Genomic DNA, 14,220 nt, shown 5'->3' with positions numbered 1-14,220 from the left:
ACCACCCGGCCGCGGGCCCAGAGCAGGCCGTCGTCGTCGGCGACGCCCAGGTCCGAGCGGAGGTCGGCCTCGCCGAGCCCGAGCGAGGCCACCGCCGGGTGGGCGGCCGCGATGGCGTACGCGGACTCCAGCCCGACGGCCGACTCGACCAGCGGGTGCAGCGGGATGTCGACCCGGGCGGCCACGGCGGCGACGGTCGCCGGGGACTCCACCTTGGGCAGGCGCAGCCCGGCCAGCCCCGGCCGCCCGGCGACGGCGGCCAGGTCGGCGGCGACGTCCGGGCCGGCCAGCTCGTTGACCCGCACCTGCACGGGCAGCGGCTGCGGGTCGGCGAGGAACTCGGCGACCGCCTCCCGGGCGTACGCCTTGCGGCCGGCGACGACGGCGTCCTCCAGGTCGAGGATGACCGCGTCGGCGCCGGCGGCGACCGCCTTGGCGAACCGGTCGGGCCGGTCGCCGGGCACGTAGAGCCAGGTGAGCAGCATCAGATTACCCCGCGCTCGCGCAGCGCGGCCAGCTCGTCGCCGGTCAGCCCGAGCGCGCCGAACACCGCGTCGGTGTCCTGGCCGTGGCGGCGGCCGGCATGCCGGATCTCCCCGGGGCTGTCCGACATCCGGAACGGCACGTTCTGCATCCGTACCTCGCCGAGTTCCTCGTCGGGGACGGTGACCACGGTGCCGAGCGCCGCGTACTGCTGGTCGGCGAGGATGTCCCGCACGTCGTAGACGGGGGCCACGGCGGCCTGGGCCGCCTCGAACGCGGCCACCACCTCGTCGCGGTCCCGCTTCGCCACCCAGCCGCCGACCGCCGCGTCGAGTTCGTCGGCGTGCGCGGCCCGCCCGCTGCCGGTGGCGAACCACGGCTCGTCGACCAGGTCCGGGCGGCCGACGAGCCGGACCACCCGCTCGGCGATGCTCTGGGCGCTGGTCGAGACGGCCACCCACCGCCCGTCGGCGCAGCGGTAGGTGTTGCGGGGCGCGTTGTTGTTGGACCGGTTGCCCAGCCGCGGCTGCACGTAGCCGAGCTGGTCGTACCAGGTGATCTGCGGGCCGAGCATCGCCATGATCGGTTCGATGATGGCCAGGTCGACCACCTGGCCCCGGCCGGTCAAGTCGCGGCCGCGCAGGGCCAGCATGACCGCGTACGCGGCGGCCAGCGCGGTGACGGAGTCGGCCAGCCCGAACGGCGGCAGGGTCGGCGGCCCGTCGGGTTCCCCGGTGGCCGCCGCGAAGCCGCTCATCGCCTCGGCGAGGGTGCCGAACCCGGGCCGGGGCGCGTACGGGCCGACCTGCCCGAAGCCGCTGATCCGGGCGATGACCAGCCGCGGGTTGACCGCGTGCAGCTCGTCCGGGCCGAGGCCCCAGCGCTCCAGGGTGCCGGGGCGGAAGTTCTCCACCAGCACGTCGGCGTCAGCGAGCAGCCGGCGCAGCAGTTCCGCGCCGTCCCGGTCGGAGAGGTTGAGCGTGACGGTCCGCTTGTTGCGGCCGAGCACCTTCCACCACAGGCCGACGCCGTCCTTGGCGGGGCCGTGCCCCCGGGAGGGGTCGGGCTTGGCCGGGTGCTCCACCTTGACCACGTCGGCGCCGAAGTCGCCGAGGAACGCGGCGGCCAGCGGGCCGGCGAAGAGGGTGGCCAGGTCGACGACCTTGACGCCGTGCAGCGGCCCGGGGGTGGTCATGGCGTCCCCTTCGCCGGGTCGACGGCGGCCAGGAACACGTCCCCGTTGCCGAGCGCGGCGCCGCCGTCGGGGGCGCCGGTGGTGCGGCCGCTGACCAGCAGCCGGCCGTCGGGCCCGACGGTGGCGTAGACGTTCTCCTCGCCGAACGGGTCGGCGGCGTCGTCGCGGGCCGTGCCGTACTGGGCGACGGCGACCTGCCGGCCGCGGGCGTCGAGGCGCAGGGTGAGCACGTCCGCGCCGCCGGCCGGCACGCCGAGGGTGCTGCCGGTGAAGCCGACCACGGCGAGGGTGCCGTCGGCGAGGGCCAGCACGTCGGTGCCGGCGTCCGCGCCGCGCCCGCCGGTGACGGTCCGCCAGCGCTGCGCGCCCTTCGCGGTGTACGCCACGGTGAGCACGTCCCCGGCGGTGGCGCCGGTGGCCACCACCTGGCCGGCGTCGGTGACCGTGATCCCGCCGAGCAGGTCGTCGCCCGTGCCGCCGGCCACCGTGAGCCAGTCGCGGGCGCCGTCGGGGGTGAACCGGGCGAGCCAGCCGTCGGCGCCGCCCAACGGCGTGGCGCCGGGCAGCGCGCCGGAGGTGCCGCCGGCCACGTAGACGCCGTTCGCGTCGGCCGCGACGGCGTACGCCTTGTCCTCGCCCGGGCCGCCGAACTGCCGGGTCCAGGCCAGGGTGCCGTCCGGGTCGATCCGGGCGAGCACGGCGTCCTTGTCGCCGGCGCCGGTCCCGCCGAACGTGCCGCTGGTGTAGCCGGCGACGTACGCGCCGCCGTCGGGGGCGGCGGTGATCGCGTAGAACCGGTCGGCCTTGGCGGGGTCGCCGACCTGGGTGAGCCAGGCCCGCTGCCCGGTGGCCGTCAGTTTCGCCACGAACGCGTCGTCGGCGGGGCTGCCCGGGTGCCGGCCGTCGAGGTCGCCGCGGGTGTACCCGGCGGTGAGCACGCCGCCGTCGGGCAGCGGGACGGTCCCGTAGAGCCGCTCGTTGGCGGGGGTGCCGAACTGGCTGGTCCAGCGGACCGTGCGCCGGTCGGCGGCGAGCCGGGTCACCACGGCGTCGAGGCCGCCGGCGTACGGCTGGCCGGCCACCGTGCCGGTGGCCGCGTAGCCGAGGGTGACCTCGCCGTCGGGGTGGGCGGCGACGCCGCCGGCCCAGTCGGCGCCGGCGGTGCCGTGCAGCGGGGCGGGCAGCCCGGCCGGCGGGGTGACGCTGAGCGTGGCCGCCAGGTGCTTCAGGCCGTCGACGAACGCGGGCCGCCAGACGTCCCAGTCGTGCCCGCCGTCGAGGACGCGGAACTCGGCGGCGACGCCGTCGGCCCGGCGGACCGTGTTGTAGAGGGTGGCGGCCTCGTAGTCGAGGTCGTGCGCGGCGTCGGCCGGGTCGGGGTTGGCCCACTCGTCGTCGCCGACCGCGATGAACATCCGCACCGGCGACTCGGCGTCGAGGCCGGGCAGCAGGGCGGGGTAGTTCAGCCGCTGGTACACCTCGTCGGAGAAGGGCCGGTCACCGTCGCCGAACGCGCCGAACTCGCGGGCCGAGGAGTCGGCCGGCGGCAGCGGCCGGTAGACGGCGGGGCTGAGCACCAGCGCGTTGGCGAAGAGGTCCTGGTGGGCGAGGGCGTAGCGCAGCGCGCCGGCGCCGCCCATCGAGTAGCCGCCGACCAGCCGGGCGTTCCGGTGCGCGGCGGTGCGGTACGTGGCGTCGACGTGCGCGACGAGGTCCCGGGTCAGCGCGGTCTCCACCGGCCGGCCGGGGCGGTCGGCGCCGGTGTAGGCGGAGTCGACGTACCAGTTGCCGCGCTCGCTCCACGGGGCGTCGGGCAGCACGGCGATCACCGGCGGCACCTCGCCGTCGGCGATGAGCCGGTCCAGGTCGCTCTTCACCCGGGTCCACGCCTGCATGGTGTCGCCGCGCCCGTGCAGCAGGTACAGCACCGGGTAGCGGGTGCCGGCGTTCGCCGCGTCGGCGTAGCCGTACGGGAGGTAGACGGTGTAGTCGATGGGCGCGCCGAGGGCCGGCGAGGCCGCGGTGGCGGTCGTGAGGGTGCCGGACCGCTCCTTGCCGGCGAGGGCGGTCTCCGGGGCCAGGCCGGCGAGCCCCACGGCGGCCAGCAGGGCGACCAGGGCGGCGCCGGGGCGCCAGGATCTTCTCATCGGAGGGCTCCTTCGGGCAGGTCGGCGGCGCAGCGGAAGCCGATCGAGGTGGAGCGGGTGAGGCCGGCGCCGGTGAGCAGCAACTTCACCGACACGTCCGGCGGCTGCGGGCCGCCGTCGAAGTACCAGTCGGAGCCCTCCGCCCGGTACGCGCAGCCACCCTTGAGGATGACGAAGCGGGTCCGCCCGTCGGAGTGCTCGCTCTCGGTCAGGTTCCACACCAGCGGCTCCCGCCGGGCCAGCAGGCCCGCCTCGGCGGCCACCTGCCACTCGTCCTCGGTGGGCAGCCGCAGCCCGGCCCAGTCGGCGTACGCCCGCGCGTCGGCGAGATCGATCCCGGTGACCGGGGCGTCGGCGGGGCCCTGCCCGGCGGTGAACCGTTCCGGCCGGACCGGCCGGTAACCGGTGGCGGCGAGGAAGCGGGCGTACTGGCCGTGGGTGACCTCGTGGGTGTCGATGGCGAACCGGCCGGGCCGGACCTGGCGGCGCAGCGTGCCGGTGTGGTGCAGGCGCGGCGGCAGCGGCTTCCACTCGTCGACGTACGGGGCCTCGCCGTAGAGGCCGGTCTCCCGGACCCGGTGGTGGACGGTCAGCTCGTGCCGCCCACCCTCCACGGTCACCATGCCGTCGGGCAGGGCCGCCAGCGGATACCACGGGGTGCGGGCGCGCACGGCGGCGCGGGCCGGGAAGGACGGGTCCCCGGTCGGCGGTTCGTGCCGGGGCACCGGGGTGCCGGTGGCGACCACCGCGGCGATCGCCCCGGCGGGCAGCGGCCCGCCGACGGCCAACCGGCCGTCCTCGAGTTCGGTGACGGTCAGCTCGGCGCCGGTGACCAGGTCGACGAAGCGCCCCGGCCGGCGGTCGGTGAGCAGCCACGGGCCGTCGTGGTCGGCCCCGCGGTTGACCACCGTCCACAGCGGCTGGTCGTCGTGGGTCCAGCGGGACGCGTACACCTGGCCGGCGCCGGGGTGGTCGGCGAGCGGTACCCAGTCCTCGGCACGCAGCCACGCGGCGTGGCTGGCCTGCACCCGGCGCATGGCCCGCAGCACGGCCCGGTCCCGCTCGTTCCAGCCGACCCAGACGCCGAAGACGCTCTCCCAGACCAGCACGCCGCAGCCGTTGAGCCAGGCCGAGTGCAGCTCGTCGAGGTGGTCGCGGTGCCAACGGCGGGTGTGGTGCAGGACGTGCCGGCGTTCGAACCACTTGGCCCGCAGCACGCCCGGGGTGGCGGAGTCGGCGAACCACTGCGCCCAGGACATGGCGTGGTCGGCGATCCGGGCCAGCGGCACCCGGCTCTCCCCCTCCAGGACCAGGCCGGGGCGGACCGCGTCGAGCGCCTTGCGCAGCTCGCCGGCGCCCTCCTTGAGGGTGTCCAGGAAGACGCCGTCGGCGCCGAGCCGGGCGGCCAGCGCCGCGACCTCCTCGGCATCGGCGCCCGGCTCCCGCCTCGTGCCGGTGTCCCACGGGTTGTAGTCGACGAACACCCGGACCCCGGCGGCCTGGAACGCGCGGACCACCCCGGGCAGCTCGGGCACGTCGCGGTACCAGTCGAACTGGTTGCGCTCGTCCAGCCCGATCACCGGGTACGCGTGCCAGAGCACCACCCCGTCGAAGCCGCCGAAGTCGCGCCGCGCCGCGTCGAGGAACGCCCCGACGGTGAACTCGCCGCGGTCGTGGTCGTACAGCGTCTCGTCCCAGAGCCAGGCCAGGCAGACGGTGAAGCAGTCCCCGGCGATCTCGTCGTAGTGCCCGCCGGTGTAGCCGAGCCGGGCGCGGGCGTCGGCCCGCCACCGGGTGAGTTGCTCCCGCCAGGCGGGCCAGTCCGCGGGGTCGTCGGGGGCGGCGAAAATCTTCGCCTCGTCCAGGGTGGTCAGGTGGGCGTGCGCGCCGAGCGGCACCTCGGTGGGCCGGTCGATCGGCCGGGGCACGTACGGGTTGAAACTCACTCGACCTCTCCGTAGGTGGCGGCGGACAGCGCGTCGATGGCGGCCCGCTCGGGCAGGGCGGTGGACGCGCCGGGGCGCTCGGCGCAGGCCGCGCCGGCGGCGCACGCCCAGCGCAGCACGGCCGTGGCGGTGTCCCCGGTGAGGCCGCCGCGCTCGGCCAGGGCGACCGCGAGCGCGCCGGTGAACGCGTCGCCGGCGGCCGTGGTGTCCACCGCGTCGATCTTCGGGGCCGGCACCTCGATCCGGGCGCCGTCCCGGTCGGCGTAGGCGGCGCCGCGCGCGCCGAGGGTGAGCACCACCCGGGGCACGAGGCCGACCAGGGTGTCGAGCAGCGCCGCCGGCTCGTCGGTGAACACCCCGGCGACGACCGCGGCCTCGTGCTCGTTGACCACCAGCACGTCGACCAGGTCGAGCAGTTCGGTGGGGAGCGGCCGGGCCGGGGCGGCGTTGAGCACCACGGCGGCGCCGCCGGCGCGGGCCCAGCCGGCGGCCCGGGTGACCTCCGACAGCGGCACCTCCAGTTGCAGCAGCAGCACGCCGGCCGCGGCCACCGCGCTCCGGTCGGCGTCGTCGAGGGTCAGCGCACCGTTCGCGCCGGGGGCGACCACGATGCAGTTCTCCGCCGCGTGGTCGACGGCGATCAGCGCGACCCCGGACGGCCTGTTGACCGTGCGCAGGCCACGCAGGTCGACACCGGCGGCGGCCAGGTTGTCCCGCAGCAGCCCGCCGAAGCCGTCGCCGCCGACCGCGCCGACGAAGGCGCAGTCCGCGCCGGCCCGGGCGGCGGCGACCGCCTGGTTGGCGCCCTTGCCGCCGGGCACCATCCGGAAGTCGTCGCCGAGCACCGTCTCGCCGGGCCGGGGCAGCTGCGGCGCGGTGACCACCAGGTCCAGGTTGGCGCTGCCGACCACCACCACCCGGGCGCTCATGCCCGGTTCCCGTGGGCCAGGGTGAGGGTACGGTCGGCCAGCTCGTCGAAGCCGATGCCGTCGAAGCCGGCGATGCTGCTGGCCAGCCGGTTGCGCAGCGGCGCGACCCAGCGCCCCGGCAGCCGCGCGGCGCCGGTGAGCGCCCCGGTGACCGCGCCGACGGTGGCGCCGTTGGAGTCGGTGTCCCAGCCGCCGGCGACCACCGCGCAGATGGACCGTTCCAGGTCGCCCCGCCCGTACGCCAGGGCCGCGGCGACCAGGGCGGCGTTGTTACGGACGTGCACCCAGTGCAGGTGACCGTGCCGCGCGTAGAGGGTGTCCACGATGCTTTCCCAGTCGTCGCCGCCGGCGCCGAGGGCACGCGCCTCCCGGACGGCGGCGGTGAACCGACTGCCCGGGGGCAGCACCGACTCGCCGGCGTCCAGGACCGCGTCCACGTCGCCGGCCACCGGCGCCGCCGCGGCCAGGGCGGCCACCCAGATCGCCCCGTACGCCCCGGCCCGGACGTGGCTGACGGCGGCGTCCCGCCACGCGGCCTCGGCGGCCCGGTCGGGGCGGCCCGGGTTGGTCCAGCCGTACACGTCGGTGCGGATCTGCGCGCCGATCCACTCCCGGAACGGGTTGTGCCGGCGGGCCGTCTCCGGCGGGGTGAGGCCGAGCAGCAGGTTGCGGTAGGCGACCCGCTCGGCGGTGAAGACCCGCCCCGCGGGCAGCCAGTCCAGCCAGGCCTGCGCCACGTCGGCGCTGGTGAAGCCGGGTCCGTGGGTCTCCAGGACGCGCAGCGCCAGCAGGGCGAAGTTGAGGTCGTCGTCCTCGGGCATGCCGGCGATGTTCTCGGCGAGGCTGGTCGGCGCACTGCGCCGGTTCCACGGCCAGCGGGCGGCCACGTCGGCCGGCAGCCCCCGCGCGGTGAACCAGTCGCGCAGCGGCCACCGGCCGGTGGCGGAGAGGATCTCCCGGATCCCGTGACGGGGGATCTTCTCCACCGGCTTGCCGAGCAGGCAGCCGGCCGCCCGGCCGAGCCAGGCGCCGTGCAGCCGGTCCCGCTCGACGGTGGTCGGCAGGTCCCAGGCGCTCGGCCAGGTCTTGCGGACCGCGTCGAGGTCGCCGGGCTCGTCCGCGCCGTCGGGGCCGGGCAGCGCGTCGGCGGCGTCGAGCAGGTCGACGGCGAGGGCCCGCAGTTCCGGCGGGGCCGGCACCGGCGAGGCCCCGCTGACCGGGGCCGTGACGTCGCCGCCGGCCGCCGTCCAGCGGTCGGCCAGGGCGGTGACGTCACGACCCTCGTCGCGGCTCGCGGCCAGTTCGTGCGGCAGCAGGTCCTCCGGCTGCACCCAGGTCAGCCGGAGCCCGCGGGCCGGCGTCCCGGCAGCGCTCATGCCAGCCCGCCGAACCGCTCGGCGCGCCGGGCGAAGCGCTCCCGGTCACGGTCGAACACCTCGGTGGCCACCCCGGCGAGGACCCGGGCGGGCTCGACCAGGTCGGTGCGGGACGCCTCCGCGACCACCTCCGACCACTCGGCCGGCACGGCCGCCGCGCCGCCGAGCGCACCGGCGATCGCGCCCGCCATGGTGGCGGTGGAGTCGGCGTCCCGGCCGTAGTTCACCGAGCCGAGCACCGCCGCCCGGTAGTCGCCGCCGGCCACCACCAGCATGCCCAGCGCCACCGGCAGTTCCTCGATGGCGTGCAGCCGGCTCGGGCGGCGGGCGCCCAGGCCGGGGCTGCGGTACTCCTCCCCCACCGTGTCGTAGGGGGCCACCGCGGCGCGCAGCGCCGGGATGGCAACCTTCCAGTCGTCGTGCCCGCGGGCCTCCTTGACCACCGCGTCGATGGCGGCGCGGGTGCCGTCGCGGGCCAGGTCGAGGGTGGCCGCGACAACGTCGTCGACGCTCGCGCCGGGGGTCGCGGCGGCGGCGACCGCGGCGGCGAAGACCGCCGCGGCCTCCCGGCCGTAGCTGTGCTGGTGCGCCCCGGCGATCTCCACGGCCTCGGCGTAGGCCCCGGCCGGGTCACCGGCGTTGACGATGCCGACCGGGGCCATGTACATGGCGGCGCCGCAGTTCACGATGTTGCCCACGCCCGCCTCGCGCGGGTCGGCGTGGGCGTGGTGCAGGCGGGTGACCAGCCACCGCTCGGCCGCGGCCAGGCGGTGGAAGGTCACCCCCTCCCGCTCCAGGTCCGGGATGTACACCACCCGCTCGATCAGGTCGGGGACGAGCAGTTCCACCACGTCGTACGCGTCGAGGTGGTCCCGCTTGGCCGCGTACGCCCGGACCAGGGCGTGGGTCATCAACGTGTCGTCGGTGATGTGCCCGTCGCCCTTGTGGTACGGCGCGAGTGGCCGCGCGGTGGCCCAGTCGGCGTGGTACGGGGGGACGATCCCCTCGACCCAGCCGCCGAAGCGGGCGCGGATCTGCTCCGGAAGGGCCGTCTCGGTGGCCCCGCCGAGGGCGTCGCCCACCGCGGCGCCGACCAGGCAGCCGACCGACGTGTCGAGCAAGAGTGACATGGTTACCTCAGAACCTGCTTGCCACCGTCGACCAGCTGCGTGCCGAGCTGGTCCAGGGTGATCTTGTTGGCGAAGTACTGCTGGAGGGCGGGGGTGGCGTACTTGGTCTTCCACTCCGGGTAGCCGTCGGCCTTCTGGAACGGGGCGACGGTCAGGTCGGCGGCGCTGTCCGCGGCCACGTCCCAGCCCTGCTTGCCCCCGGTGACCTTGACCAGCTCCTCGTTGGCCTGCTTGCCGGTGGGCACCAGCCAGTCACCCTTGGCCAGGGCGGCCATGTTGGTCGGGTTCAGGAACCACTCCAGGAACTGCGCGGCCTGCTTCTTGTGCTTGCTGTCCTCGGCGATCGACAGGGTCTGCGGGTTGGCGGCCTGCTTGCTGGAGAGGCCCTTGATCGGCGGGAGGGTCACCCACTCGAAGCCGGCGGGGGCCTGCTCGACCATCTGCTGGCGCAGCGAGACCGAGCCGGGGAGCATGGCGTACTTGCCGCCGAAGAAGCCGGGCAGGGTGTCGGCGCCGCTCATGCCCAGTGCCTCCGGGGAGGCCGACTTGCTGGTGTAGAGCATGTCGTGGATCCGCTTCGGCACCTCCTTCTCCGCGTCGCCGACCTTGACCTCGGTCTTGCCGCCGTCGGTGTAGAAGAACTTGCCGTCGTAGTTCAGCGCCAGGTTCAGCACCCGGTTGGTGGGCGACTTGAGCGCCCAGGCGGCGCCGTACTGGCCGGGCTTGGTGAGCTTCTGGGCGTTGGCCTGGAACTCGTCCCAGGTCCAGCCTCCGTCGGCGGGCGGGACGGCGATGCCGGCGGCGTCGAGCAGCTTCTTGTTGGCGATGACGACCTGCGACTCCAGCAGGAACGGCACGCCGGTGACCTTGCCGTCGAAGGTGGCGGTGTCCCAGACGCCCGGGTCGATCTGGCCCTTGAAGTCGTCGCTGAGCAGCTTGGAGAGGTCGGTCAGGTAGCCCTGCTTGCTGAACTCGCCGATGGCCGAGGCCTCGTAGTGCACGATGTCGGCCACGTCGCCGCCCTCGAACGAGGTGACGAGCTGGTCGTGGATCGAGTTCCAGTCACCCTGGACGTACTCGACCTGGATGTCCGGGTGCTCGCTGTTCCACTTGGCGACCAGGTCCTTGTTGGCCTGGAGCGACTCCTTCTGCCAGGCGAGGCTGAGGAAGCGCAGCTTGGCCGGGCCGGACGAGTTCTCGTCCTCGCCGCCGCCGTCACCGCACGCGGCGAGGGCGCCGAGCCCGACGACCGCGACCGCGGTGGCCGCGGCGAGTCGACGGAATCTGCTACGGAGCATGGGGGATTCCTCCTTGGTGGTGGTTGGGGGTGTGGTCAGCCCTTGACCGCGCCGGCGAGCGACCCGGACGAGAGGCGGCGTTGCATGACCGCGAAGAAGATCAGGCTGGGCAGGGTGGCCAGCAGCGAACCGGCCGCCAGCGGGCCCAGGCGTGCGGTGCCCTCGATGCCGACGAACCGGGCCAGGGCGACCGGCAGGGTCGCCAGCTCGGGGGTCTTGACCAGCACCAGGGCGAAGAAGAACTCGTTCCAGGCGGAGATGAAGGAGAACAGGGCGGTGGCCACGATGCCCGGCGCGAGCAGCGGGAAGACCACCCGGCGCAGCACCTGGAGCCGGCTGGCGCCGTCGACGCTGGCCGCCTCCTCCAGCTCGCGGGGGATGTTGCGGACGAAGCCCTGCAGCATCCACAGGGCGAACGGCAGCGCCCAGACCACGTAGATCAGCACCAGCCCGGCGTGCGTGTTGGCCAGCCCGACCTGCCGCAGGATCAGGAAGATCGGGATGATCAGCAGCACGAACGGGAAGAGCTGCGACAGCAGCACCCAGCCGAGCGCGACGGTGCCGAGCTTGGTCCGGAACCGGGCCAGGGCGTACGACGCGGGCAGCGCGACCAGCACGGTGAGCACCGCCGAGGCGAGCGACACCTGGAGGCTGTTCAGCGCGGCCCGGCCGAGCTGCTGCTCGGTGAAGGCCTGCATGAAGTTCTGCACGGTGGGGTTGCTCGGGATGAGCGTGGGGTGCAGCTGGACCAGTTCGCGCGGCGGCTTGAACGCGGTGGAGAGTAGCCAGACCAGCGGGAACCCGAGGAAGATCAGGTAGCCGGTCAGCGCCACGTACTGGAGCGTCCGCCCGGTGCGGCTCGGCTTTCCGAACATGTCAGTTCGCCTCCCTCAACCGGCGACGCAGGTAGACCGCGAGCAGCGCGACGATGATCACGACCATGACGTTGCCGAGGGCCGCGGCGTAGCCGTAGTTGCCGTAGCGGAACGCCTCCTCGTAGGCGAAGAGCATCGGCAGCATGGTCTTGCCGCCCGGCCCGCCCGCGGTGAGCACGTAGACCAGGCCGAACGAGTTGAAGTTCCAGATGAAGTCCAGCGAGGTGATCGCCACGACGACCGGCGCGATGGCGGGCAGCGTGACGTTGCGGAACCGGTGCCAGGTGGAGGCCCCGTCCACCGCGGCCGCCTCGTGCAGCTCGCGCGGCACGCCCTGCAGGCCGGCCAGGAGGACGACGGTGGTCTGCGGCATGCCGGCCCAGACGCCGACGATGATGACCGCGGGCAGGGCGGTGCTGAAGTCGCCGAGCCAGTTGGTGCGCAGCCCGTCGGCGCCGACGCGGTGGAAGAACTCGTTCAACAGGCCGGCGTCCGGGTGGTAGACCAGCTTCCAGAGGATGCCGACGACCACGGGCGGCATCGCCCAGGGCACCACGGCCAGCACCCGGGCCACCCCGCGGAAGCGCAGTTGCTGGTTGAGCAGCAGGGCCAGGCCGAGGGCGAGCACGAACTGGAGCACGGTCACCCCGACCGCCCAGAGCAGGCCGATCTTGAACGAGTTCCAGAACAGCTCGTCGCCGAGCAGTTCCCGGTAGTTGGCCAGCCCGGTGAAGCTGATCTCGACGTTGCGCCCGGCCCGGGCGTCGGTGAAGCCGAGGTAGATGCCGCGCACCAGCGGGAACACCGACAGCACCACGATGGGCAGCAGCGACGGGAGCAGCAGCAGGTAGATGCCGAGCCGGTCGGAGCGGGACCGGGCCCTGCGGGGCCCGTCGGCGCGGGCGACGTCGGGCCGTTCGGCCACCGTGGTCATGCCGTCACCTCCGGGGTACGCGGCGCGGGAGCGGGGAGCGCCGTCGCGGCGCTGGAGGCGCGCACGGCGAGGCTGGGGGCGACCTGCTCGCGGCGCGGCGGCAGGGTCGGGTCGGCGATGCGCCGGAGCAGCAGTTCGGCGGCGCGGCGACCGCGCTCGGCCGAGCCGAGGGAGACGCTGGAGAGCTGCGGGAACATCATCCGGGCCAGCTCGGTGTCGTCCATGCCGACCAGCGCCACGTCCTCGGGGACGCGCCGGCCGGCGGCCAGCAGGGCGTGCAGCGCGCCGACGGCGATCAGGTCGTTGGCGCAGACCAGCGCGTCGGGCCGGGCCCGGGCCAGCAGGCGCTCGGTGGCGGCCCGGCCGGCCGCGTACCGGAAGTCGCCGACCTCGACCAGACGCTCGTCGAGCGCGATGCCGTGCCCGGCGAGCGCGGCCCGGAAGCCGGCGTCGCGGGCCGCGCCGGGCACCGTGTCCAGCGGGCCGTTGACGAAGCCGATCCGCCGCCGCCCGGCCGCGACCAGGTGGTCCACGGCCAGCCCCACGCCGGTACGCGAGTCGGTGCGGACGTTGTCCACCGGCGCGTCGGCGGGGAGCTGGCCGACCACGACGACCGGCACCGGGCTGTCGACCAGCGCGGCGAGGTGGTCGTCGGTGACCCGGATCGGGGAGACGATCATCCCGTCGACGTAGCGGTGGGCCAGCCGGCGCAGCAGGGCGGTCTCGTTGGCGATCTGCCCGCCGGTGGCGTGCACCAGCAGTTGCCGGCCGGACGCGGCGACCACCGACTCGATGGCCCGCATCATCTCGACGTACACCGGGTTGCCGATGTCCTCGACGGCGAGCGCGACGAGGCCGGTGCGCTGCGACTGGAGCGAGCGGGCGATGGCGTTGGGCACGTACCCGACCTCGGCCGCGGCCTCGCGCACCTTGCGGACGGTCTCCGGGCTGCCGCCGACGCCGTTGAGTACGCGGGAGGCAGAGGCGATGGAGACACCGGCGCGGGCGGCGACGGTGTGGACGGTGGGCCGGCCGTCGGCCGACTCCTGTAAACGTTTACGACCCACGCCCGGCACCTCCAGCTGTCTGCTGTAAACGTTTCCGGGAGTCTGCGCCTGACTCGACGACCAGGTCAAGACCTCGTTACGAAAACGTTTCCAACCGTGCTGACCTGGGTCGGCGACTCAGCGCGGGGGAACCGGGACCCGGGCGGTGAGCGGGTGGCCGGTGAGGCGGCGGACCGCCAGGTAGCCCTCGCAGCCGAGGCAGAGGCCGAAGGCCGCGTTGAGGAAGGCGGCGGCGAGCGCCGCCGCGGTGGCGACCAGCCCGAGCAGCGGCACGCCGGCCAGCCAGCCGGCCGCGCCGACCGCGGCGAAGGCCAGGCCGACGAGCTGGGCGAAGCGGACCGGGGCCACCGGCTCCAGCTCCACCGGCGGGGGCAGCCGGGGCGCCACCAGGGCGCGGAAGAGCAGACCGTACGGGCCGAGTCGCGGGTGGACGGCGGTCAGCGCGAAGACCACGGCCTGGGCCAGGACGAGCCAGCCGGAGCCGGTGACCAGGGCGACGGCGAGGACGACGGTGGTGAGGGCGGCGGCGAACCGCGGCCCGCGAGGGTCGAGCAGCATGGGGGCTTCCGTTCGGCGGCGAAGGGGTCGGTCAGGCGGTGGCGACCGGCGCACAGAGGCTCGCCGCGAGCCGCCCGTGGTCCACCACCCGCCGCCGGATCAGCCGGACGCCGGTCACGCCCGCGCCCCGGCGGCCAGCGGCGCGAGCGCGGCGAGCAGGTCCGCCCGGTCCGGCACGCCGGCGGCCCGCCGGACGATCCGGCCGTCGCCGTCCACCAGCAGCACCGTCGGGGTACGCCAGACGTCCAGCTCGCGGGCCCGGTCGAGGTGCTCCTCGACGCC

The 14,220-nt window shown here is 75.1% G+C and carries 12 protein-coding genes; all 12 read right to left on the bottom strand.

Translation table 11 applies throughout. The features are described from left to right. Positions 1 to 485: aldolase/citrate lyase family protein (locus tag B0E53_RS23180; RefSeq protein WP_246835555.1), on the bottom strand; the 485-nt coding region annotated here is incomplete at its 3' end. Continuing rightward, positions 485 to 1,678, bottom strand: coding sequence for a CoA transferase (locus B0E53_RS23175; RefSeq protein WP_107077991.1), 1,194 nt, complete (start codon positions 1,676 to 1,678; stop codon positions 485 to 487). The genes B0E53_RS23175 and B0E53_RS23180, both read right to left, overlap by 1 nt. Then, positions 1,675 to 3,825, bottom strand: a complete 2,151-nt coding sequence (locus B0E53_RS23170) for an alpha/beta hydrolase-fold protein (protein ID WP_107077990.1) — start codon at positions 3,823 to 3,825, stop codon at positions 1,675 to 1,677. Before B0E53_RS23170 ends, B0E53_RS23175 begins: the two co-directional genes overlap by 4 nt. Then, positions 3,822 to 5,771 carry an SUMF1/EgtB/PvdO family nonheme iron enzyme gene (locus B0E53_RS23165; RefSeq protein WP_107077989.1) on the bottom strand — a complete coding sequence of 650 codons (1,950 nt, stop codon included), beginning with the start codon at positions 5,769 to 5,771 and terminating at the stop codon, positions 3,822 to 3,824. The genes B0E53_RS23170 and B0E53_RS23165 overlap by 4 nt, the downstream gene beginning before the upstream one ends. Continuing rightward, positions 5,768 to 6,700, bottom strand: a complete 933-nt coding sequence (locus tag B0E53_RS23160; RefSeq protein WP_107077988.1) for a PfkB family carbohydrate kinase — start codon at positions 6,698 to 6,700, stop codon at positions 5,768 to 5,770. The genes B0E53_RS23165 and B0E53_RS23160 overlap by 4 nt, the downstream gene beginning before the upstream one ends. Continuing rightward, the gene (locus B0E53_RS23155) at positions 6,697 to 8,076 is read right to left on the bottom strand and encodes an ADP-ribosylglycohydrolase family protein (protein ID WP_107077987.1); all 1,380 of its coding nucleotides are present in this window, start codon (positions 8,074 to 8,076) and stop codon (positions 6,697 to 6,699) included. The genes B0E53_RS23160 and B0E53_RS23155 overlap by 4 nt, the downstream gene beginning before the upstream one ends. Continuing rightward, on the bottom strand, positions 8,073 to 9,206 hold the full coding sequence (locus B0E53_RS23150; protein ID WP_107077986.1) for an ADP-ribosylglycohydrolase family protein: 1,134 nt from the start codon (positions 9,204 to 9,206) through the stop codon (positions 8,073 to 8,075). The genes B0E53_RS23155 and B0E53_RS23150 overlap by 4 nt, the downstream gene beginning before the upstream one ends. 2 nt (positions 9,207 to 9,208) lie before the next feature. Further along, the gene (locus B0E53_RS23145; protein ID WP_107077985.1) at positions 9,209 to 10,504 is read right to left on the bottom strand and encodes a sugar ABC transporter substrate-binding protein; all 1,296 of its coding nucleotides are present in this window, start codon (positions 10,502 to 10,504) and stop codon (positions 9,209 to 9,211) included. A 35-nt stretch (positions 10,505 to 10,539) separates the two neighbouring features. Next, entirely contained in the window at positions 10,540 to 11,379 is an 840-nt protein-coding gene (locus tag B0E53_RS23140; protein ID WP_107077984.1) for a carbohydrate ABC transporter permease, read from the bottom strand. Position 11,380: 1 nt separating this feature from the next. Further along, the gene (locus B0E53_RS23135) at positions 11,381 to 12,313 is read right to left on the bottom strand and encodes a sugar ABC transporter permease (protein ID WP_107077983.1); all 933 of its coding nucleotides are present in this window, start codon (positions 12,311 to 12,313) and stop codon (positions 11,381 to 11,383) included. Further along, complete coding sequence (locus tag B0E53_RS23130) at positions 12,310 to 13,380, bottom strand: LacI family DNA-binding transcriptional regulator (protein ID WP_107077982.1); 1,071 nt, start codon at positions 13,378 to 13,380, stop codon at positions 12,310 to 12,312. The genes B0E53_RS23135 and B0E53_RS23130 overlap by 4 nt, the downstream gene beginning before the upstream one ends. Before the next feature lie 117 nt (positions 13,381 to 13,497). After that, positions 13,498 to 13,938, bottom strand: a complete 441-nt coding sequence (locus tag B0E53_RS23125) for a DUF4395 domain-containing protein (RefSeq protein ID WP_107077981.1) — start codon at positions 13,936 to 13,938, stop codon at positions 13,498 to 13,500. Between the last annotated feature and the right edge of the window lie 282 nt (positions 13,939 to 14,220).

Origin of the sequence: Micromonospora sp. MH33 (assembly GCF_003013775.1) — a bacterium.
GTDB classification, from domain to species: Bacteria; Actinomycetota; Actinomycetes; order Mycobacteriales; family Micromonosporaceae; genus Micromonospora; species Micromonospora fulviviridis.
Note: the sequence above shows the minus strand (reverse complement) of the source record. Positions and strands in the feature narration are given on the sequence as shown.

Bases quoted from the DNA above. Each gene is read 5' to 3' on its own strand.
- B0E53_RS23175 (WP_107077991.1), bottom strand. From the start codon at position 1,678: ATGACCACCCCCGGGCCGCTGCACGGCGTCAAGGTCGTCGACCTGGCC.
- B0E53_RS23170 (WP_107077990.1), bottom strand. From the start codon at position 3,825: ATGAGAAGATCCTGGCGCCCCGGCGCCGCCCTGGTCGCCCTGCTGGCC.
- B0E53_RS23160 (WP_107077988.1), bottom strand. From the start codon at position 6,700: ATGAGCGCCCGGGTGGTGGTGGTCGGCAGCGCCAACCTGGACCTGGTG.
- B0E53_RS23155 (WP_107077987.1), bottom strand. From the start codon at position 8,076: ATGAGCGCTGCCGGGACGCCGGCCCGCGGGCTCCGGCTGACCTGGGTG.
- B0E53_RS23150 (WP_107077986.1), bottom strand. From the start codon at position 9,206: ATGTCACTCTTGCTCGACACGTCGGTCGGCTGCCTGGTCGGCGCCGCG.
- B0E53_RS23145 (WP_107077985.1), bottom strand. From the start codon at position 10,504: ATGCTCCGTAGCAGATTCCGTCGACTCGCCGCGGCCACCGCGGTCGCG.
- B0E53_RS23140 (WP_107077984.1), bottom strand. From the start codon at position 11,379: ATGTTCGGAAAGCCGAGCCGCACCGGGCGGACGCTCCAGTACGTGGCG.
- B0E53_RS23135 (WP_107077983.1), bottom strand. From the start codon at position 12,313: ATGACCACGGTGGCCGAACGGCCCGACGTCGCCCGCGCCGACGGGCCC.
- B0E53_RS23125 (WP_107077981.1), bottom strand. From the start codon at position 13,938: ATGCTGCTCGACCCTCGCGGGCCGCGGTTCGCCGCCGCCCTCACCACC.